Origin of the sequence: Eudoraea chungangensis (assembly GCF_029360665.1) — a bacterium.
GTDB lineage: Bacteria > Bacteroidota > Bacteroidia > Flavobacteriales > Flavobacteriaceae > Eudoraea > Eudoraea chungangensis.
Genome location: NZ_JARDUB010000003.1, coordinates 296,925 through 318,401, shown reverse-complemented (window position 1 = coordinate 318,401; position 21,477 = coordinate 296,925). Strand labels below are relative to the sequence as shown.

Here is a 21,477-nt window from a genome sequence, read left to right as displayed (position 1 = left end):
AATTTACAAAAGGCAGTTGTAAACCTAGCTAGAGTTATAATAATTTAGCGCTTTAAGGCAAAATACCCTTTGACTTCATTATTTAAATTGTCCTTGGCTTTAAACCAATAACTGGAAGCAGGAAGGGGTTGGCCATTAAAGGTGCCGTCCCAGCCTCTGGTGTTTGGTAGTATTTGTGTTAGCAAGGTGCCGTACCTGTCAAATATTTGAACAAAAAGCACCTTGATTTCCTGATTATCTTCCGGAGCAATAAATTGCCAAAAATCATTTATTCCATCGCCATTTGGGGTAAAAAATCTGGGAAAGTCGTCCGCACTTAATTCTCGCTCTACCACTCGCTCAGCAATACCACAGCCAAATTTATCCCGAACATAAACTGTGTGTAAACCCTCAGAAACTTGTGTAAAAACATTTGAGTTTTGATATGGTCCCTTTCTTTGATCTAAAGCGTATTCATAGGCCCCTAAGCCACTAACAATCACTTCTATTCTTTTGCCATCGGCCAGTCGTTCAATATTTAGACTTTCAATGACTGCAATTTCCGACGGGACTACTTCAAAGTTTATAGAAGTTGGGCATTCATAAGAAAAACTACCTTCTGTGATAATATTATAAGCTTCATATCGATGTGGACCGAGCTCTGTTAAATTTACCGTAGCAGTGGAAGAAATTAGGCTTTCAGACCCATCTTCATTTATTTTAAACCATCTATACCCATCTGCAACGTCTCTTGTTGTATAGTCGGTGGTATTTTGTCCGCCACATAGACCTAGAGTAGTAGGAACATCAGATTTGGGTCTTCTTGGTACTATGGTACCAGTGTCTGGGTCAAAAAAAGCATTGCAATCAATTACAGCATTCCCTGTTGAAAAGCTTTCTTCGATGCAACCGCTGGCATCACCATTTTCGTTAAAAGGAGTAATTCGCACATATATAGGACTATCCTGTGGTAGATCTCCAGGGGGGTTATAAGAGAGCACGTTTCCGGTAGTAAAATCATCCAAAATATCTGTAGCTCCTGGACTGGTCCCTGCGGATATTCGATAGTTAGTGGCCAAAGATGCATAGGACCATTGCAAGGGGGAGGTTACATCTACATTGGTCTCATTATTTAGGGGACTATTCAGAAAGGTACAGACAGGAGGGGTGGTGACGTCTGCTGTTGTAAAACTTTCTGATGGACAAATTCTTAGGGGTTGATCAAATAGGAAAAGACTAATGGTGACATAAATCGTGGTATTCTCAGGTAAACCAACCTCGGGCGTATAACTATTGGTTAGACCTGCAGACCTTCTGTTAAGTATTTCGCCACCTCCCGGCGTGGTTCCTAAGGAAACTAAATAACCAATTATTCCCGGAACCGGCGGCCAAGTAATAGTTACGTCTACTGGAACACCGCTGGCTCCATCTGAGGGTGTTATTAGTCTGGGGCACTCCTGCGACATTGCGAAGTGGCCGATCCATAGCATGAGACCAAAAATAATTTTCTTTTTCATCATTCCTAATTATCCTCCTAGAAGGAGAATACCAATTATCTTTTTAAAGCAAAATGGCCATTAATTTGCCTCCCATTTTCTAATTTTATAGTAAACCAATAATCTGATGCGGGTAATTCCTGATTATTAAAACGTCCATCCCAACCAGACGCAGTGGGGGAGAGCTGGGTAATTATTCTCCCATAGCGATCAAAAATAGCAATCATCGCATTCGACTCAAAATGTTCATTTAGTCCTGTAATCTTCCAAAAATCATTAATGCCGTCTCCATTAGGTGTAAAGAAAGCAGGGTAGCCCATAACTGCAATTTCTTTTTCTACTATTCCACAACCATTTAAATCTCGAATGGAAATATGGTAATAGCCAGGTTGAACTTCTCTAAAAATATTTTCACTTTGATAATTAATACCATCAATGGAGTATTCATAATCCCCAATACCGGTAGCATCAATCCGGATCGTATTGTTTGAGGAGAAGTCGTTTACCGCGATTTCCTGTAAAATCGGTCTGCCGGAGGGTATAACCGAAAAGGTCGTACTGTTTTCACATAGTATTTCCTCTCCATTTATGTTTAGACTAAAGACGGTGTCCAAGATATAGTTACCCTCTTGATTTATTATAGCCGATTCATTCTCTGAAACCAGAATTTCTTGCCCATTTTTTACTATGTACCAATTATATTCGATAAACCCCTCCGGCCCCTGTATAATTAAGTCGATATCTTCGCAAAGAAAAAACTCTTCTGGCATTTCTAGCTTTGGAGATTTGGAGATATCAAGTTCTATAATATCTATTCCTAAGCAGGAATTATCTAGAGTTCTAAGCGCATATATAAAAGTAGGTTCGGATACGTATTCTTCTTTTAACTCATTCTCACCATTGGCTAAATCTTCAAGGGAAGCGTAAAATATTATTGATTCATTTTGGTAATACGCAGCTATTTCATTTAAGTCAAAGGTGCTAAGTAGCATATTATCATCAGAAATTTCATCGCAGCTATAAAATGGGCCATGTGAACTATCTTGCTTTGTAACACTCGAAACTTCTATAACCACTTCTCCTAAATACTCACAAGCTGCTGCATTTATACTTCGATAATATATCGTTTGGTTGAAAGCGGAGGTGTTATAAAAGTTCGTCGTATCCAATATGGGGAGGTCATTAGTTCTATCGATAAGTCTCTCGTAAAATGTAAATTGTATTTCCGGATCCTGATTTAGCCGCGCTAAGTTGATTCTGGTAAGTCCATCAGAGCTATTCTCGGAGTCTATATCACATACTGACAGGTTGATAATTGGATCTGGTCTACCAAAAACGTTTACGAGGGCCTCTCCTTGAATATGGCATTCATTAGAATTTACTGGGATTATTTCCAAGCCATATTTGCCTGAATCTTCCTCCGTAGGATCTAAAATTTCCAGAAAATACGTTGTACTCAGATCAATAGGGTATCCGTCTTTGGTCCATAAATATGTAGCTCCGGGAATTTCTTCTGCTTCCAGCCGAATACTTTCTCCAAGACAGCCATTTAGAGTACTGCTCCTGCTGCCATCAGAATTTACAGCTAAAGGTATTTTGCTGAAAAAAGACTGTATAAAAGGAGGAAGGCCTTGTGTAGCCAGTCCCTCCAGAAGGATTTCATTGTGCAGGTAATTGCTGTCCGTACCCCTTACATTAGGATTATCAATTACCCCTAAATAAGGTGTTCCGAAAAAGTAGCCACTGGAAATTGTTCTATAAATTTTACCATTATTTCCTAATTGAAGAGCCCCTCTATAGGTAGGGCTTTGATCTAAAACAACCTCTGAGGCTGATATATTGTCCGAGAGAAGGTCATATTGTAAAAGATTAGAAGTATTTCCTAATTTATCTAAAATATTATTTGATGTAACCAGATAGAGTAATTCTCCATTTGGCGAAAATTCTGCTCCGTAAGGAAATTTATTTGTAGCATTGATAAGTAATTCATGTTGATTAGAAACAACTCCTGTGGCCGCATCGAAGTCATAAATTTGTGCCCCGTCTAATACATTTGCACTTACCATTTTTGTGCCATCCGACGAGAGTTTCAAATAACCTCTAGGATCCTCTATAGTAAGACCCTTGAAAACGGTCTTAACCGGAATTGGATCTATTCCTTCAGAGTTAACTTCATAGGCATAATACGTATTAAATGGTCCACTTTCTCCATTTTCGGGTCCCAAGGTTAAAACCCAAATCGAGTTGTCCGAACAGTCTTTTAAAACGGCAGATATTTTTTCTGAGCAATCTTTTAAAAGGTTGGTGTTTTTTTCAACTACTTCACCCAATCCTCCATTAAGACTTATATCTACTATGGAGTAATTAAACCCAAAGTCCGGATCACCGGGACCAGTAGAAGTATCTACTGTAAAGATGTAAAAAAGATCTGCATTTAAAGGAACTGGAACAATTAGGGCAGATTGCGTGCTAGAGGGATCTCCAAAAAGTCCGCTTCCATTTGGCATTAGATCATTATTTTGATCGTATACCGTGATTCCATCGGTATAAAAGAGAAGATTTCCGAAGTTGTCAGAAATCGTCGCACAGCCTTCAAAGGTATCAAGTTTTCCGTCAGAGAGAGGAGTTACGGATCCGTCATTGTTAAATCTTAATCCAGCCCCTCTTCCAAAATACCAATTGGATGCTTCTCCCTGCCCAAACAATAGAGGGCAAAGGGACAAAAAAAGTACTAGTGTCCCAAGCTTTTTCATAGTGTTCTTCCAAACACCACAAGATACTACAAATCTCTCTTTTTAAGTAATGCGTACGATAAATAGATAAAAATACCTGTCCAAGCCACTACAATAAGGACTTCGTACCAGTGAACATGGTAATTAACTGCAATTTCTTCTCCAATTTGATTTGCAACAGATTGTACCGCGCTTAGTCTCGAAAAAGGCTCTTTGATAAGATTCCACATAGAATTTAATGGAAAAAACCCCATTATAATTTCAGTAGTATCCTTATCGAAAAATTGCCAGCGTAACATGCCCCTAGCAAAACCTTCAAAGACCTGCCATAGAATTAAAAAACCGAGGGCAAAGGCCGATCTTTTCACAAAAATTCCAAGGAAAAGACAAAATGAAAAGAATCCCACCAGTTTTATAAAAAAAGCTAACAAGAATTCTAGATCAGAAAAAATTATGGATAATTCATTATAGTCAGAATAAATAAGGCCCAATACCATAGAAACGACAAAAACAAAAATCGTTGAAACAACAGCAAATGCTATGACCGTAAGGAATTTAGATAAAATAAATTCTTTCTTCGACAAGCCGTCAATTAGGTTTTGTTTTATGGTTTTATTGCTGTATTCGTTAGCCATCATAGAAACAATTACAATGGCTAGAAATAGTTTAAAAAATGCCGTAATAAAGGTGTTAAAATGCCATATATAGGGGAAATTAAAGATTCCTTGTTCGGCTAAATGAAACTTTACGGGACCAATATCAAATTTTATTGCGGCAATAAGCGCAATAGAAGTGAGTAGAACGAAGTACGCGATTATTAGTACTCTACTGGCCCTATTGTTCCAGAGTTTAATATATTCTATTTGTAATAACCTTTTCATAGAAATGTTGTTTGGTCTTAATTTGATTGGTTTTCGGTGAGTGTGAGGAATTTTTCTTCTAGACTTTCTCGTCTTTTGACCAAATGTGATAGGACTATATTCTTTTTGAATAATTGGGCATTTAATTCTTCAGAATTCATCTCTTCTTCCAAAAAAACAGTGATAAGACCGTTGTCGGACTTAATTGTTCCGAATCCAGAATGAGATTTTAAAAACTCTAAAAGCGCTTTTTCGTTTGCACATTTCAATTCAAAAAAGCCGTAAGTGGCTAGCATTCCGTCAACTCGCCCTGAATACAACTTTTTTCCTTTTCTTAATATAACAACATGGCTACAGACTTTTTCAACTTCATCCAATAAATGCGAGGCAAGTAAAATGGTAGTTCCTTCAGAAGCAATTTTTTTAATAATCTCTCTGATTTGATGTATTCCCTGCGGATCTAATCCATTTGTTGGTTCGTCTAAAATTAGGATTTCGGGATCATTCAAAAGCGCTGAAGCTATCGCCAATCGCTGTTTCATTCCTAGGGAATAGGTTTTGAATTTACTGTCTTTTCTATCCAGGAGCCCTACTAACTCTAGTTTGTCATTTATTCTTGAAAAGGGAACTTCTTTAATTTTACAAACAAGTCTTAGATTTTCTAAGGCAGTCATGTAGGGATAAAAGTTCGGCCTTTCAATTATGGCGCCAACTTTTTTCAACGCATTATGGGTAGATGTATTCCCGTCAAACCAAGAAAACGAGCCCGAGGTAGAATTAACAACATTAAGCACAATTCCTAGGGTGGTAGATTTCCCACTGCCATTTGGTCCCAGTATCCCATAGACATTTCCTTTCTCAATAGAAAATGAAAGATTGTCTACCGCCGTGAGGTATCCAAATTTTTTTGTGAGCTGATTTACAGTGAGTATGTTTTTCAAATTGGATTAGTTTTTTGTTGGTGTCTAGTATACTTGACGAAGAAATCGTTAATTTGTTACAATTCGTAGGAAATAACCAAGGATTTATGTCGGAGAAACGTTTAATGTCCCGTAAAAAGCCAGCTTACCCAATTAGCTCAAAGTTAGATGCTTATTTGGATCAGTATAGTAGGAAAATTGAAATTCCTATTTACTATGAGGATTTACTTCGATTTGCTGGCTCTGTTGTAGTATATGACGATAATGGTGCAGATACTTTGTGGATTCGCGTATATTATTCTGATACAGATAGAATTGAAATCGATGAAGGTTTAAAACAAGTATATTCCATATTGCACTCCGATGGAAGTGATAGTATATTTCAGTACCTAAATATTGACGCCGTTGACTATTGTACGTTTGGGAATTCCAAGCCATTTCGAATTAAAGTTCGTAATATATTGAACGATAATTTCCTGTATTTCTATATTAAAAAAGCCGATGCTTCAAGAGTCTATGGACTGGAATTAGAGCATTTGCTGTCGCCTTATAATCTAAACTTTTTGGTACATAAAGATACCATTATTGAGGAGCATATTGCAGGTATTCCAGGAGACGTTTTTATTAAAGAAATGCTGCCAAACTGTTCCGAAAGTGACAAGGCACAATTAGCAAAAGAATTCGTTAAGTTCAATGAACGTTGTATGATTAGACTTTTGGGGGATATGCGTTCTTATAATTATGTAATTGTTCCAATGCACGATTTTGATCATGTAGTATATAAAATTAGAGCAATTGATTTTGATCAACAGAGCTTCGAAGGAAATTTAAAGGTATACAGACCACAATTTTTTAAAGAAAATTTTACCATGGTACAGAATGTGCAGAAAAAGCTTCAGCGAGACTCTGTAGACCAGTATAAAATAGAGGAGCGATCCATCGTGGCCAAACGAATAATTAGTTCTGGACGCAGAATTAACAGATTGGTGGATATTTGTAAGGAAGACGAAATTTCTCTTCCCGAGAATATAACGTTTTTGAGTAAACAGATTTATGACCTGACTCTGGATGCAAGTTTTAAGAAGTGTAAGACCATGGGACAAATCTTAGACCTTGCGTTAGATTTCGTAAAACGTAATTATCAGGACGTAAGTATGAAACAAATAATTGAAAAGAGGATAAATCTAACTTAAGTCTTAGGATTTTTGTTCTTTATTGAAGTAGACCAGATAATAATACATTTGTTTCTCCTCATCCCATCCTTTTTCTACAAATTTCTCAGCAGATTCTGGATTAATAAAGTCCATTTTTATCTGAATATTGGTATCTAGTTCAATGACGTTTTTCATCTTTTTTCGAGAATCTGATACCGCTTTATTTGCTATATCGAAACTAGAAATATCTTCTATACTATATTTGGGACCTTTCTCTGTTTTATAGTGTTTAAATTCTGGTATAAGCTCTGGATTATCCATAACTTCATTCAGAAAGGAAGATTCTTCAAAGGCATCATTTTTGGCAAAATGATTAACAGCCCTATTCATAAACATTACTTCCTCTTTTTTGTCTTCTGCTGGTAGTACAACGTCTTTGGCAAAATTTTGACAGAACTTTAAATAGTTTTTTGTGTAGAAATTTTCATCTGCCAGCACATTCACCCCAAGAAAATCTTCTAGCCAATACTTTGTGTCATACCTATTGCTGTCTACAGAAAGAACCTTATAACCTTCTTCTACGGATACATTAAAAACCAGACATCCTTTATCTAATTTTGAGGTGTTTATTCCCTGTTTAATATGAAGCTCTAAGTTGTCTTCTTTCTCTTTGAATTGAAGAAAATCGTGTTTTAATTCACTTTTGAAAATCCCTAAAGCCTCCGTTTTTTTATTGTCTAAAAGTATATTGGTAAAGTGTACAACAAAAATTTCACCGCTTTTAATATGTGGATGATTTGACTGCGCATATAGGTGTTTTGTGATATCAATGGAGGCGTCATGTAATTCTTCAGGATTTTCAAACAGTAATTTAGCCGTCTTATAGACTTCGTTAAATTCAACATCCACCTCATGTGTTAACTGGTAATAGTTTTCCTCTTTTTCTCTAAATGGTTTGAGAAAAAATTCTTTTAAAACCCCATTAGTCTCATCATCAAGGCGTAAATTTTCTTTAGATAGAAATATAGGTTCTGCTTTGCTTTTATTGCCTATTTTGTGAAGGGCTATTTTTTCAATCTGAGCGTTGAAAAGGTTAATCATAAGTTTTGGGAATTAAGTGAATATGGATAAAAATTATTAGTTGATGTCTTATGTATTCTATGTAAGGTATAAGATGTAATTAAGTATTTAGTTCCAATTTTCATCAAAATCTAAATCCTCATAATTATCGAATGTGTCAAATTCCGGACTTGAATCCGCTTCAAAGTTTTTTTCAGGTGGTGACTCCGGGAGCTCTCCAAAACTAAAAAGAACATTTGGATAAGCCCTTCCATCCTCCTTATCTACGATATCCGCCAACTCTACAAAAAATGTCCACATACTCAGAAAGTCATAAACATAAATTAATTTGGGCGTACTCTCAGTAACAAGTGAAGACAATGGGATGTCTTGCATTAGTCGAGTAGGGGAGTCCCCTTCGCTTGTATCAAATAACGGAATTTCTTCATCCTGGTTCCAATTCTCATCACAGGTATAGAAAGAGGCCATCTCATTTCCAAGGAATCCAAATGCTTGGGTAATTGCATTGTGAAAATCTTCTAAACTTACATCTTGTTCAATTTCAATATCTCGAAATATATCTTCTTCGGTGTCTAGAATGATCCTGATTTTATATACCATGTTCTCTAAATCTTAAATAGGGGGCAAAGTTACAAAGAAATACCAGTATTTTGTCGTTCTCTAGCTTCCAAAACAAAATGAAATTGTATGCCAAATAGAAGTGCGGCAAAAATGAGATGCAAAGGTTGACTGCCAAAAGGAAAAGCCATATAGTACATGAGTATTCCCGTTCCAATTTCCATGAAAAGTAACAAAAGAATCCATTTCATTTGAGGATAGCTCGGCGCTTTCTTAAAAATTGACCTTGCCAAAAAAATATTCACCAGAAAGACTAAGATTGATAAAGATCTATGCACGTAAAACGACCAAATTGGGTCTTGAAGAAAGAAGGCTTTTAGATCTAACCCAAGAAGCTCTCCCTGCTCATCTATAAACTGTCTAACCTGTATACCAAACACAATCTGAATAATCGTTAAACCAAAAGCCACGCCTAATAACCTAAAATCCAAACGGCTCAATACTGCCCTAGTTTTTTTGTGAGAGCTATAATGGATTAGATAGATTAATAAGGCAACTATTAATAAAGCCATTAACATATGTATGCTAATTTTAACAGGTTCTAAAACAGAATACACCACAGTTGCGCCTAGCCAGGCTTGAAACCCCATGCAAAACACTATAAACCAGGAAATTAAGGTGATTTTTTTATTTTGTTTCCAAAATGTGATTGAAATTATTGCCGTTATCAAGGTCGCGATTCCGGCCAAAGCACCAAATAAACGATTGATAAACTCTATCCAAGTATGGGAAGCATTAAAGACAGCGTAGTCGTGTTTTGAATAGACCTCCCAATTTATTGGATCTAGAATTGTCCCGGATGAAAAGTTGTCCCTAGCTACAAATAAAGATTCATTTAGGATAATGACCTGACCACTTTTATAGTTGTGATTAGACTTCCAGATCAATTGCTCGATGTCTGTTGGAGGAATATAATATCCAAAACACTTGGGCCAATCGGGACAACCCATACCACTGCCCGTCATTCTAACTACTGCTCCCGCAATAATTACTAAATAGACCAGTATCAAGGAAATTTTCGCAATTTTAATAAAGTGTCGTTGCATGCAGTAACTTAAGGGACTACAAAAATACTACACTTAATTATTTTTATCAGTGAAATAAGAGGACATTTATTCGAGAATGCAGGTTGGATAACAAAGATGTATGTCTTTAAAATGCCAGAGGTATAATGTTAAAAGAATTTATTAGTTACCTCTCGTCTGTATCTAGATATAAAGTCGAAACGCAAAAATACTTCAAAGGATCCGTCGTTGAAGGTAGTGCTTCCTAATTGTGTAGTAGCGACATCGTAAGCCAGTCCTAACATTAGTTTTTCAGTAATTTGAAAACCGAAGAGAGCGCTTAAAGACGAACCGAATCGATAAGCCGCCCCTGCGGTAAATTTCTCATTAAAAAGAAAGTTCGCAGACAAATCTACTTGTACTGGTGCCCCACTAACAGCCTTTACTAGAACACTCGGCCTAAGTTTAGTCTTTCTATCTAATTCAAAGATATAACCAGAAGTGAAGTAGAAGTTCATTCGTTCAGTAGCTAAGAAAGAACTACTGCTGTCATCTGAGTTTTCAAAATGTTCCGTTTCTAATAAACTGGGAACTGAGATTCCTGCATAAAACTTTTCCGTATAGTAATAGGCTCCAACTCCAAAATTTGGAGAAAATTTGTTGTCAATATTGGTTAAATTTGGCTCAATCCCATAATTAATTAGGTTGGTAAAATCTATGTTTAACAGATCACCACCGGCATTTATTCCAAAGGCCAAATTACTTTCATCATTTACTTTTATGGTATAAGAAAAGGCCACATCAAAATAAGTTTCTTGGACGGTGCCATCGCCAATATTGTCGTTAACTATCGAAAAACCAAGACCCATATTTTCTCCAACAGGTGTTTCTACGTTAAAGGTTTGGGTTTTTGGCGCTCCTTCTAATCCCATCCATTGGGATCTATAGAGTCCCCCAACACTGACAACACCCCTGGATCCGACATAGGCAGGGTTAATTACCATGGTATTTAACATGTATTGTGTATAATTCGGATCTTGCTGTGCTTTTACTTCTCCTATATTTATTAAGAAGAATGGAAGCAACAAAATGCCAAATTTTACTATAGAAATGCTTTTGTTTTTCATGCTATCTGTTTATATATAAATACCCTGATAGGTTCTGCGGATTATTGTTGTTAAAGTATTTAATGATATAGAAGTATACACCTGGTGGTAATCCATCTCCCTTATTAATGGTGCCACTTCCTTCAGAAATCCCTCTAAATACTTTTGTAGTATTGTCATATCCTGAAGCTTTAAATACACTGGCTCCCCATCTATTGAATATTTCCACTTCGTTTACAGGAAATGACTCAATATCTATGATATTGAAATAGTCGTTAATTCCATCACCATCTGCCGTTATAATTGTATTTCCAATGGTTATTTCACAAACAGAGCCTTCTGGAGGTGTTCCCCCTAGAGAATCACAAGGGTTTAATGGATCGGTATTATTTGCGACTTCTTGTCCATCATTTATTGTATCACCATCGGTATCTGGATTATTTGGATCCGTTCCTAGCGCCTCTTCTTGAGTATCGGTTAGACCGTCTCCGTCAGAATCTGTATTACAAATACTTGTAGGAAGTGGGGTTCCTCCTATAGAATCACAGTCATCAAATGGATTTGTATTATCAAGAACTTCCTGCCCATCATTTATAGTATCCCCATCGGTATCAGGATTATAAGGATCGGTGCCCAAGACAAATTCTTCCTGATTAGTCAGACCATCTTGGTCACAATCAGCACTTCCCCAAATATTGTTGTTAGAATCATAGCCTGTATAGCCAGAAGTTTGTGCCGGATCGCAAGGATTGTTAGGATCTGTTCCATTGTCTGTTTCAACATTGTCATCAATACCGTCGCCATCCGTATCAATATTTGGCAAATAAGGATCGGTACCATTGGTATCCTCATCCCCATTTGTTAGTCCGTCGCTATCGCAATCAGCTGCGGCCCAAATAGGATTGGCTGCGTCATAACCCGTGTAGCCTACAAGCTGTATTGGGTCACAAGGTGCATTCGGATCCGTGCCATTGTTAATTTCAATGTCGTCTATAATGCCATCTCCATCGGTGTCTGCAGATGCAAGGTAAGGATCAGTACCATTGGTATTTTCATCGCCATTGGTTACCCCATCCATATCGCAATCAGCTGCAGCCCAAATTGGATTGGCTGGATCGTAGCCTGTATAACCTGCCACTTGTACCGGATCACAGGGATTATTAATATCTGTCCCCAGACTAATTTCGTTGTCGTCGTCTACTCCATCGCCGTCGGTATCCCCTGATACAGCATAAGGATCAGTACCATTGGTGTCTTCATCGCCGTTGGTAACGCCGTCACCATCACAATCAGCTGCGGCCCAAATAGGATTGGCAGCATCGTAGCCCGCATAGCCTGCCACTTGCACAGGGTCACAAGGGTCATTCGGATCGGTGCCATTATTTGTTTCAATGTCATTCTCTAAGCCATCTCCATCGGTATCTGCTGATACGGCGTATGGATCCGTACCGTTAGTATCTTCATCGCCGTTGGTTACGCCATCACCATCACAGTCTGCCGCTGCCCAAATAGAATTGGCTGCATCGTAGCCGGTATAGCCTGCCAACTGTAATGGATCACAAGGATCGTTAATATCAGTCCCTAAATTTATTTCGTTATCATCATCCACCCCGTCACCATCGGTATCGGCCGATACGGCGTATGGATCTGTTCCGTTAGTATCTTCATCTCCATTGGTTACGCCATCGCCATCGCAGTCTGCCGCCGCCCAAATTGGATTGGCTGCGTCGTAGCCAGTATAGCCTGCTACTTGTACAGGATCACATGGGGCATTAGGATCTGTTGTATTGTTAATTTCGTTGTCATCATCAACCCCGTCACCATCAGTATCTCCGGATACGGCATAAGGATCTGTTCCGTTGGTATCTTCATCCCCGTTGGAAACCCCATCATTATCACAGTCTGCTGCTGCCCAAATAGGATTGCCTGCGTCGTAGCCGGTATATCCTGCAACCTGTACAGGGTCACAAGGATCGTTAATATCGGTCCCTAAATTTATTTCGTTATCGTCGTCTACTCCGTCACCATCGGTATCAGTAGATACGGCATAGGGATCAGTTCCGTTGGTATCTTCATTGCCATTGGTAACCCCATCACTATCACAGTCTGCCGCCGCCCAAATTGGATTGGCTGCGTCGTAGCCGGTATATCCTGCCACCTGTACAGGGTCACAAGGATCGTTAATATCGGTCCCCAGATTTATTTCATTATCGTCGTCAACTCCGTCACCATCGGTATCGGCAGATACGGCATAGGGATCAGTTCCGTTGGTATCTTCATCGCCGTTGGTAACTCCATCACTATCGCAGTCGGCTGCCGCCCAAATGAGGTTGGCCGCGTCGTAGCCGGTATAACCTGCCACTTGTGCGGGATCACATGGATCATTGGGGTCGTTGCCATCATTAATTTCAATGTCGTCAATGATGCCATCTCCATCGGTATCTCCTGAAGCGAAATAGGGATCTGTTCCATTAGTGTCTTCATCGCCGTTGCTTACACTGTCGCCATCGCAATCTGCTGCCGCCCAAATTGGATTGGCTGCATCATAGCCGATATATCCTGCCACTTGTAAAGGATCACAAGGATCATTTGGATCGTTACCATTATTAATTTCAATGTCGTCAATGATTCCATCTCCATCAGTATCTCCAGATATTTCATAAGGATCAGTTCCATTGGTATCTTCATTTCCGTTAGTTACCCCATCCATATCGCAATCAGCTGCAGCCCAAATAGGATTGGCTGCATCGTAGCCCGTATAACCAGCCAACTGTGCCGGATCACAAGGATCGTTAATATCGGTGCCCAGATTTATTTCATTGTCGTTGTCTACCCCATCACCGTCTGTATCTCCGGATACCGCATACGGATCTGTTCCGTTGGTATCTTCATCGCCGTTAGTAACCCCGTCACTATCGCAGTCGGCTGCAGCCCAAATAGGATTGGCTGCATCATAGCCGGTATAGCCTGCCACTTGAACAGGATCACAAGGATCATTTGGATCATTACCATCATTAATTTCGATATCGTCAATGATGCCATCTCCATCGGTATCTCCTGAAGCAAAATAAGGATCGGTACCATTGGTGTCTTCATCGCCATTGGCAACCCCATCACTATCGCAGTCAGCTGCCGCCCAAATTGGATTGGCTGCATCGTAGCCCGTATAACCAGCCAACTGTGCAGGGTCACAAGGATCGTTAATATCGGTGCCCAGATTTATTTCATTATCATCATCTACGCCATCGCCGTCGGTATCTCCCGATACAGCATAAGGATCAGTTCCGTTGGTATCTTCATCTCCGTTGGTAACCCCATCGCTATCGCAGTCGGCCGCAGCCCAAATTGGATTGGCTGCATCATAGCCAGTATAGCCTGGAGCTTGTACAGGATCACATGGAGCATTTGGATCGGTACCATTATTAATTTCAATGTCGTCAATGATACCATCTCCATCGGTATCTCCTGAAGCGAAATAAGGATCGGTACCATTGGTGTCTTCTTCGCCGTTGGTAACGCCATCACTATCGCAGTCTGCCCCAGCCCAAATTGGATTGGCTGCGTCGTAGCCTGTATAGCCTGGAGCTTGTACAGGATCACAAGGGACATTTAAGTCGGTGCCATCGTTAATTTCATTATCATTGTCTATTCCATCGCCATCAGTATCGGCTGATACGGCGTAAGGATCTGTTCCGTTGGTATCCTCATCCCCATTGGTAACCCCATCGCCATCACAGTCTGCCGCTGCCCAAATAGGGTTGGCTGCATCGTAGCCATTATAGCCAGCAAGCTGTACCGGATCACAAGGATCGTTAATATCGGTTCCCAGATTTGTTTCGTTATCATCATCCACCCCGTCACCGTCGGTATCCCCGGATACGGCATAAGGATCAGTTCCGTTGGTATCTTCATCTCCGTTGGTAACCCCATCACTATCGCAGTCGGCTGCCACCCATATAGGATTGGCTGCATCGTAGCCTGTATAGCCCGCCACTTGTACCGGATCACAAGGATCGTTAATATCGGTCGCCAGATTTGTTTCGTTATCGTCGTCTATTCCATCACCGTCAGTATCCCCCGATACGGCATAGGGATCTGTTCCGTTGGTATCTTCATCGCCATTGGTAACCCCGTCACTATCGCAGTCGGCTGCAGCCCAAATAGGATTGGCTGCATCGTAGCCTGTATAGCCTGCAAGCTGTCCTGGATCACACGGATCGTTAATATCGGTCCCCAGATTTGTTTCGTTATCGTCGTCTATTCCATCACCGTCAGTATCCCCTGATACGGCATAGGGATCTGTTCCGTTGGTATCTTCATCCCCGTTGGTAACCCCATCACTATCGCAGTCGGCTGCAGCCCAAATAGGATTGGCTGCATCATAGCCTGTATAGCCTGCCACTTGTACCGGATCACAAGGATCGTTAATATCGGTCGCCAGATTTGTTTCGTTATCGTCATCTATTCCATCACCGTCAGTATCCCCTGATACGGCATAGGGATCTGTTCCGTTGGTATCTTCATCGCCGTTAGTAACCCCGTCACTATCGCAGTCGGCTGCAGCCCAAATTGGATTGGCTGCATCATAGCCGGTATATCCTGCCACTTGTACAGGATCACAAGGATCATTGGGATCATTACCATCATTAATTTCGATATCGTCAATGATACCATCTCCATCGGTATCTCCTGAAGCCAAATAAGGATCGGTACCATTGGTATCTTCGTCGCCATTAGTTACACCATCGCTATCACAATCGGCGGCTGCCCAAATAGGGTTGGCAGCATCGTATCCTGTATATCCTGCTGCTTGTACAGGGTCGCATGGGTCTAAAGGATCTGTGGTTGCCAAGACTTCATCTCCATCGATCTCGCCATCTCCATCTGTATCCGGATCTAAAGGGTCTGTATTTTCTACATTTACTTCGTCGCCGTCGTTTAGGTTGTCAGAATCCGTATCTGGATTATCTGGATCGGTTAATAGAATTGCTTCTTCTCCGTTGGTAAGGCCGTCATTATCGTCGTCGCATTCTGGTGAAGTAATGGTATTATTCGTACTACTTACATCTGCCTGCCCTCCTGCTGCAATAACAGGAATTCCATTGGTTAAGTTAATAGCCCCGGAAAGGCTCTGATCCGGATTAAGATCTGCTAAGACAAATCCTCCGTTACCTTCCAGAGCATCGGCACATCCATCTCCATCACTATCGTTATCTACATTATCGGGAAAGGTATCATTATCGGTATCTCTAAAGTTACAGCTCCAGCTCAGGTCTGAAATAAGTAGGGCGGTATTGTCGGTACCCGTGCTGGGGATGGTATTACTAAAAGCAATAGAGATGTTGTCTACAGGTTCACTAATGGTAAAAATTACATCGGCGTCTGTGGTGTTTACATTACCCACCAAAGCATTCCCCTGGAAGACACCTCCGGTTAAGTCATCCACTGCACTACCTACAGTATAGTCTACTCCTGGAGTCAGAATTACATTGGTACCGTTATTGGAAGCTACAACGACTACTTGATCTGTATAGGTATCCCCAGCAGGCAGGTCGGTAGGTATTCTTTTATCAACATCTACCAGGCTAAAACTTAGATTGGTTACAGGAGTATCAAAACTTAAATTATAAAGAATAGGTTCGTCGTCTAGTTGTCCGATATCTGCCTGAAGAAGCAGGCCATTTTTTCCATTAAAGGTAGTTCCTTCTAAGGCAGAATAGGTACTAAGAACACCAAAGTTAGTAGCGCTATTGTCGGCTACAATATCAATTCCATTTATAGTTGTTGTGGCACTGGAGGCAAAATCATCGTCAGGATCACCTCCAGTCCAGGTAGATGCTCCCCAAAGCAGAGAGCCAGGGGTGCAATCGTATTCATTAGTATCCAAGATACCATCGTTATCGTCATCGAGGTCACAGGCATTAGGAACGCCATCCAGGTCTGCATCTAAAGTGTCATTTCCACCGTCACATACATCTAAAGCATTGCTTACGGTATCTCCGTCGTCGTCGCATTCTGGTGAAGTAATGGTATTATTCGTACTACTTACATCTGCCTGCCCTCCTACTGCAATAACAGGAATTCCATTGGTTAAGTTAATAGCCCCGGAAAGGCTCTGATCCGGATTAAGATCTGCTAAGACAAATCCTCCGTTACCTTCCAGAGCATCGGCACATCCATCTCCATCACTATCGTTATCTACATTATCGGGAAAGGTATCATTATCGGTATCTCTAAAGTTACAGCTCCAGCTCAGGTCTGAAATAAGTAGGGCGGTATTGTCGGTACCCGTGCTGGGGATGGTATTACTAAAAGCAATAGAGATGTTGTCTACAGGTTCACTAATGGTAAAAATTACATCGGCGTCTGTGGTGTTTACATTACCCACCAAAGCATTCCCCTGGAAGACACCTCCGGTTAAGTCATCCACTGCACTACCTACAGTATAGTCTACTCCTGGAGTCAGAATTACATTGGTACCGTTATTGGAAGCTACAACGACTACTTGATCTGTATAGGTATCCCCAGCAGGCAGGTCGGTAGGTATTCTTTTATCAACATCTACCAGGCTAAAACTTAGATTGGTTACAGGAGTATCAAAACTTAAATTATAAAGAATAGGTTCGTCGTCTAGTTGTCCGATATCTGCCTGAAGAAGCAGGCCATTTTTTCCATTAAAGGTAGTTCCTTCTAAGGCAGAATAGGTACTAAGAACACCAAAGTTAGTAGCGCTATTGTCGGCTACAATATCAATTCCATTTATAGTTGTTGTGGCACTGGAGGCAAAATCATCGTCAGGATCACCTCCAGTCCAGGTAGATGCTCCCCAAAGCAGAGAGCCAGGGGTGCAATCGTATTCATTAGTATCCAAGATACCATCGTTATCGTCATCGAGGTCTGCTCCATTTAGTACCCCATCCCCATCACAATCTGCCAAAGGAGAGGTGTCTGAGCATTGAGCGAGACCAGAATTCATGTTTGCTAAGAATAGAATACTTACCAGCAAAAGAATTACACTTGGATTAGAATATCGGGTCCTGAATAAGTCTTTTTGTTGTGTTTCTGAAGGACTGGTCTGTCTTAAATATTGCCATTCAGTTATGGGCCTTAAAAATGCTACTTTAAGGATTTTGGATACTGACTTTATATTTTCAATTAAATATTGCATTCTCTCGAATTTCAAGTTCTTTTAAATGAAAATTAAGATGAACTCCCTTTATAACGATTACAGTGGTTACAAAGTATAGTAAATACCTAAAAGAATATATGGTATCGATGAAGATAGCATGTTGGTATAGGTATTTGTTCGCATAGATTGGGGTCTGTACTTAATCTTGTTGGTAAAGTTACTATTAGTTTGTTAGGTCTAAATATATTTTATATGTATGGGATAATTGGTCGTTGATTGACTCGTTTTCATAAATACACAAGTTCGATATTAAGGACATATACTGTTAATTTCCTAAATTTAACTGTTTGCAATTACCTTTTCGGATTTACTTTCAGACCTAGTTTTTCCCCTTTTTTTAACATATACTCGAAAGCCTTATCATGATCATTAGGTATTTCTCCTTCTAGAATTGCTTCTTTAATAGCTTCTTTAATAATACCAATCTCCCTTGAGGGTTTCAAATTAAAAGTTTTCATAATTTCTTCACCACTGACAGGAGGTTGAAAATTTCTAAGGCTATCCCGGGCTTCAACTTCTACTATTTTATTTCTTACGCGTTTAAAATTATTTTTATATCGTTGTTGTTTTCTTGGGTTTTTTGTGGTTATATCTGCTTCACAAAGGGTCATTAGATCCTCTACATGATTACCGGCGTCAAAAACCAACCTTCTAATGGCAGAATCTGTAATATGATCTTCCGCCAAAATTATTGGTCTTGAACTCATTCGTACCATTTTTTGTACAAATTTCATTTTTTCATTTAGGGGAAGGTGGAGTCTTCGAAAAAGTTTGTATACCATTTTTGATCCCACAAATTCATGACCGTGGAAAGTCCACCCAACTTTCTTATCGAACTTTTTTGTTGGGGCTTTTCCGATATCATGCAACAGGGCGGCCCATCTCAGCCAAAGATTATCAGTGGCTTTTGAGATGTTATCTACAACCTCTAGTGTATGCCAAAAGTTATCTTTATGTCGTTGACCTTCTATTTCTTCTATACCCTGAAGCGCCTTTAATTCAGGGAAAAGCAAGGGAAGAAGACCTGTTTCATGAAGGAGTACTATTCCAACAGATGGCACAGGACTTAATAGTATTTTATTAAACTCGTCGATAATACGTTCTTTAGAAACAATTTTAATTCGGTCTCTGTTAGAGCTTATGGCGAGTAAAGACTCGTCTTGAATAGTAAAACCTAGTTGCGTGGCAAAACGAATAGCCCTCATCATCCGTAAAGGATCATCTGAGTAGGTGATATTAGGCTCTAAAGGTGTTTTAAGAAGTTTTTGTTTGAGATCTTTTATGCCGTCAAATGGATCGATTAAATCCCCATAGTTTTCTTGGTTTAGAGAAATGGCCATTGTATTGATGGTAAAGTCTCTTCTTTCTTGATCTTCAAACAAACTTCCGTTCTCTACAAAGGGCTTTCTGCTGTCTGCCTGATAACTTTCTGTTCTTGCACCTACAAATTCTAGCTCTAAAGCCTTGTGCCTGATCATAGCAGTTCCAAAGTTTTTAAAAACAGAAATTTTTGGTTTTCCAGGTATTGCTTCCGCAACCTTTTTGGCCAGTGCTATTCCACTTCCTACGGCTACAATGTCAATGTCTTTTGGTATTTTCTTGTGAAGCATTAGATCTCTAACAAACCCTCCAATAACATAGCAATCTATACCAATATCCGCAGCTGATTTTGCGATTATTGGAAAGACCTCGTCTTGGAGTTCTTGTTTGAAATTCTTTCTTGTCATAAAATACTCTCTTGTAATTATTTAGTCCTATGATTTGCGCTGCAAATTTAAAAGAACAAAATAGTTTCACTGTCTATTTTCTAATAATTTTTACAAGGCCGTCATTACCTAGTTTAATAATGGTTGAAGCGGATTTGTTGATGGAATCTCTTCCTGATTTGGCTACGTAGTCAACCGCCCCGGATATGTCTAGATCAATCTCCACAAAACTAGTTGGTGTTGGTTGGCCGGCGATATTAGCGGAGGTTGAAACAAGGGGTTTTTTAAAAGATTTAATTAATCTCTGACAAAATTTATCTGAAGCCACCCTTATGGCTAAGGTATTATCCTGAGCAATTAGATTATGTGCTACGTTTTTAGGTTTGTCGTAGATTATAGTAACCGGTTTTTCTGAGAAATCGATAATGTCATATGCAGTATCCGGAACTTTTTCCACATACTGTTCTAACATAAACTGATCGGCCACCAGACATATCATTGCCTTACTTTCTTCCCTTTTTTTAATAGCATATATTTTTGAAACAGCTTCTTTTGAGGTTGCATCACAGCCAATACCCCAGACGGTATCCGTTGGATATAGAATTATCCCATCATTTTTTAATACTTCAATAGCAGCGTTAATGTCTTCCTGCATATGTTTGTCGTTCAATTTCTAACTAATTAGAAGATTTTAGTGTAATTTTTGTTCTTGTTTTAAAGATTTACTAATCGGCATTCCTAAAAGTATTCTATACCACAATTTAAAGTATTTGGGTTTAACTAATGAAACTATAGCATAGCGCAAAAGAAATACAATTCTGAGAGCTTGGTAATGTAAGTAGCCATAATTTTTTCTAATCACATAAAACATAGAGGTTTTAAGCTCAATTTTCGTTTTAATACGCCAATCTGTACTATCCACGCTTTTACCTTGAAAATGTTGGTAGGATGCGTTTGGTATAAAAAAGGTTTTCTTGCCATTATTGAGGAGTCTGAAACAAATATCACTCTCTTCAAAGTAAAGGAATATGTTGTTGTCAAAGCCACCCACATCCTCAAAATCTTTTGCTCTAAAAAACATAAAACTTCCATTCACATAGTTCACCATTATAGGTTCAGAATACTTTTTCTTTCTTTTTGGTTTGGTTTTAGGTTGTAGTAGTTCAAGAATGTTTTTTCCAAAAACTTCTCGTGAAAACGAAGTGAAATGATCAAAGCTAACTTGAGGTATTTTATTATCATCTAGTATCTGTATCCCACAAACTGCTGCCCCGGGAGTGGATTCCATAAACTCATAACATATGCTAATTGGGTCTTTAACCAAAATGGTGTCGTTGTTTATAAACAGATAATAGTTGGCTTTGGCATATTGCACACCCATCATATTTCCACCACCAAAACCAGTGTTTATTCTAGAACGATAAAGCTGCAGGTCTGGGAACGGAATTTTTTTAATCTTGTGTTCTAAGTTCTGATAGTCCCTTTTTACCGAACTATTGTCAATAACAATTATTTGATACGACAAATTCTTGGATGTATTATTTAGAATACTGTGAAGACAGGCAATGGTATATTCTGAAGAATTATAATTGATAATAATTATGGCGAGGTCAAATAGCATAGAAGGCAACTT

At 39.3% G+C, this 21,477-nt stretch carries 13 protein-coding genes; 1 reads left to right on the top strand and 12 read right to left on the bottom strand.

Translation table 11 applies throughout. From position 1 onward, the window contains the following. Nucleotides 1–44 precede the first annotated feature (44 nt). From PXG98_RS08175 to PXG98_RS08160, 4 genes are read right to left on the bottom strand one after another with little or no spacing between them, the layout of a single operon-like run. Nucleotides 45–1,499, bottom strand: coding sequence for a T9SS type B sorting domain-containing protein (locus PXG98_RS08175; protein WP_276390210.1), 1,455 nt, complete (start codon nt 1,497–1,499; stop codon nt 45–47). A 32-nt stretch (nt 1,500–1,531) separates the two neighbouring features. After that, a complete protein-coding gene (locus PXG98_RS08170) occupies nt 1,532–4,228 on the bottom strand; it encodes a T9SS type B sorting domain-containing protein (protein WP_276390209.1) in 2,697 nt (898 codons plus the stop codon). Nucleotides 4,229–4,254: 26 nt separating this feature from the next. Further along, nucleotides 4,255–5,088 (bottom strand): ABC transporter permease, encoded by an 834-nt coding sequence (locus tag PXG98_RS08165; RefSeq protein ID WP_276390207.1) that lies wholly within the window; start codon nt 5,086–5,088, stop codon nt 4,255–4,257. Nucleotides 5,089–5,105: 17 nt separating this feature from the next. Then, on the bottom strand, nt 5,106–6,008 hold the full coding sequence (locus PXG98_RS08160; protein WP_276390206.1) for an ABC transporter ATP-binding protein: 903 nt from the start codon (nt 6,006–6,008) through the stop codon (nt 5,106–5,108). An 86-nt stretch (nt 6,009–6,094) separates the two neighbouring features. Between PXG98_RS08160 and PXG98_RS08155 the strand changes: the two genes are divergently transcribed. Then, nucleotides 6,095–7,180 carry a hypothetical protein gene (locus tag PXG98_RS08155; protein ID WP_276390205.1) on the top strand — a complete coding sequence of 362 codons (1,086 nt, stop codon included), beginning with the start codon at nt 6,095–6,097 and terminating at the stop codon, nt 7,178–7,180. Between the two features lie 3 nt (nt 7,181–7,183). Here PXG98_RS08155 and PXG98_RS08150 read toward each other — a convergent pair whose 3' ends face one another. The 8 genes from PXG98_RS08150 to PXG98_RS08115 all read right to left on the bottom strand — a co-directional run bounded on the left by PXG98_RS08150 (nt 7,184) and on the right by PXG98_RS08115 (nt 21,465). Then, complete coding sequence (locus tag PXG98_RS08150; RefSeq protein ID WP_276390204.1) at nt 7,184–8,242, bottom strand: nucleoid-associated protein; 1,059 nt, start codon at nt 8,240–8,242, stop codon at nt 7,184–7,186. Between the two features lie 87 nt (nt 8,243–8,329). After that, a complete protein-coding gene (locus tag PXG98_RS08145; RefSeq protein WP_276390203.1) occupies nt 8,330–8,821 on the bottom strand; it encodes an IS1096 element passenger TnpR family protein in 492 nt (163 codons plus the stop codon). Nucleotides 8,822–8,850: 29 nt separating this feature from the next. Further along, nucleotides 8,851–9,885: a COX15/CtaA family protein gene (locus tag PXG98_RS08140; RefSeq protein ID WP_276390202.1), complete on the bottom strand. Its 1,035-nt coding sequence runs from the start codon at nt 9,883–9,885 to the stop codon at nt 8,851–8,853. A 128-nt stretch (nt 9,886–10,013) separates the two neighbouring features. Further along, a complete protein-coding gene (locus tag PXG98_RS08135) occupies nt 10,014–10,970 on the bottom strand; it encodes a PorP/SprF family type IX secretion system membrane protein (protein WP_276390201.1) in 957 nt (318 codons plus the stop codon). Between the two features lies 1 nt (nt 10,971). After that, the gene (locus PXG98_RS08130) at nt 10,972–18,117 is read right to left on the bottom strand and encodes a T9SS type B sorting domain-containing protein (protein ID WP_276390200.1); all 7,146 of its coding nucleotides are present in this window, start codon (nt 18,115–18,117) and stop codon (nt 10,972–10,974) included. A 314-nt stretch (nt 18,118–18,431) separates the two neighbouring features. After that, the gene (locus tag PXG98_RS08125) at nt 18,432–19,865 is read right to left on the bottom strand and encodes a CCA tRNA nucleotidyltransferase (protein WP_276390199.1); all 1,434 of its coding nucleotides are present in this window, start codon (nt 19,863–19,865) and stop codon (nt 18,432–18,434) included. A gap of 73 nt (nt 19,866–19,938) precedes the next feature. Then, nucleotides 19,939–20,499: an L-threonylcarbamoyladenylate synthase gene (locus PXG98_RS08120; RefSeq protein ID WP_276390776.1), complete on the bottom strand. Its 561-nt coding sequence runs from the start codon at nt 20,497–20,499 to the stop codon at nt 19,939–19,941. A gap of 36 nt (nt 20,500–20,535) precedes the next feature. Next, complete coding sequence (locus PXG98_RS08115) at nt 20,536–21,465, bottom strand: glycosyltransferase family 2 protein (protein ID WP_276390197.1); 930 nt, start codon at nt 21,463–21,465, stop codon at nt 20,536–20,538. Nucleotides 21,466–21,477 lie beyond the last annotated feature (12 nt).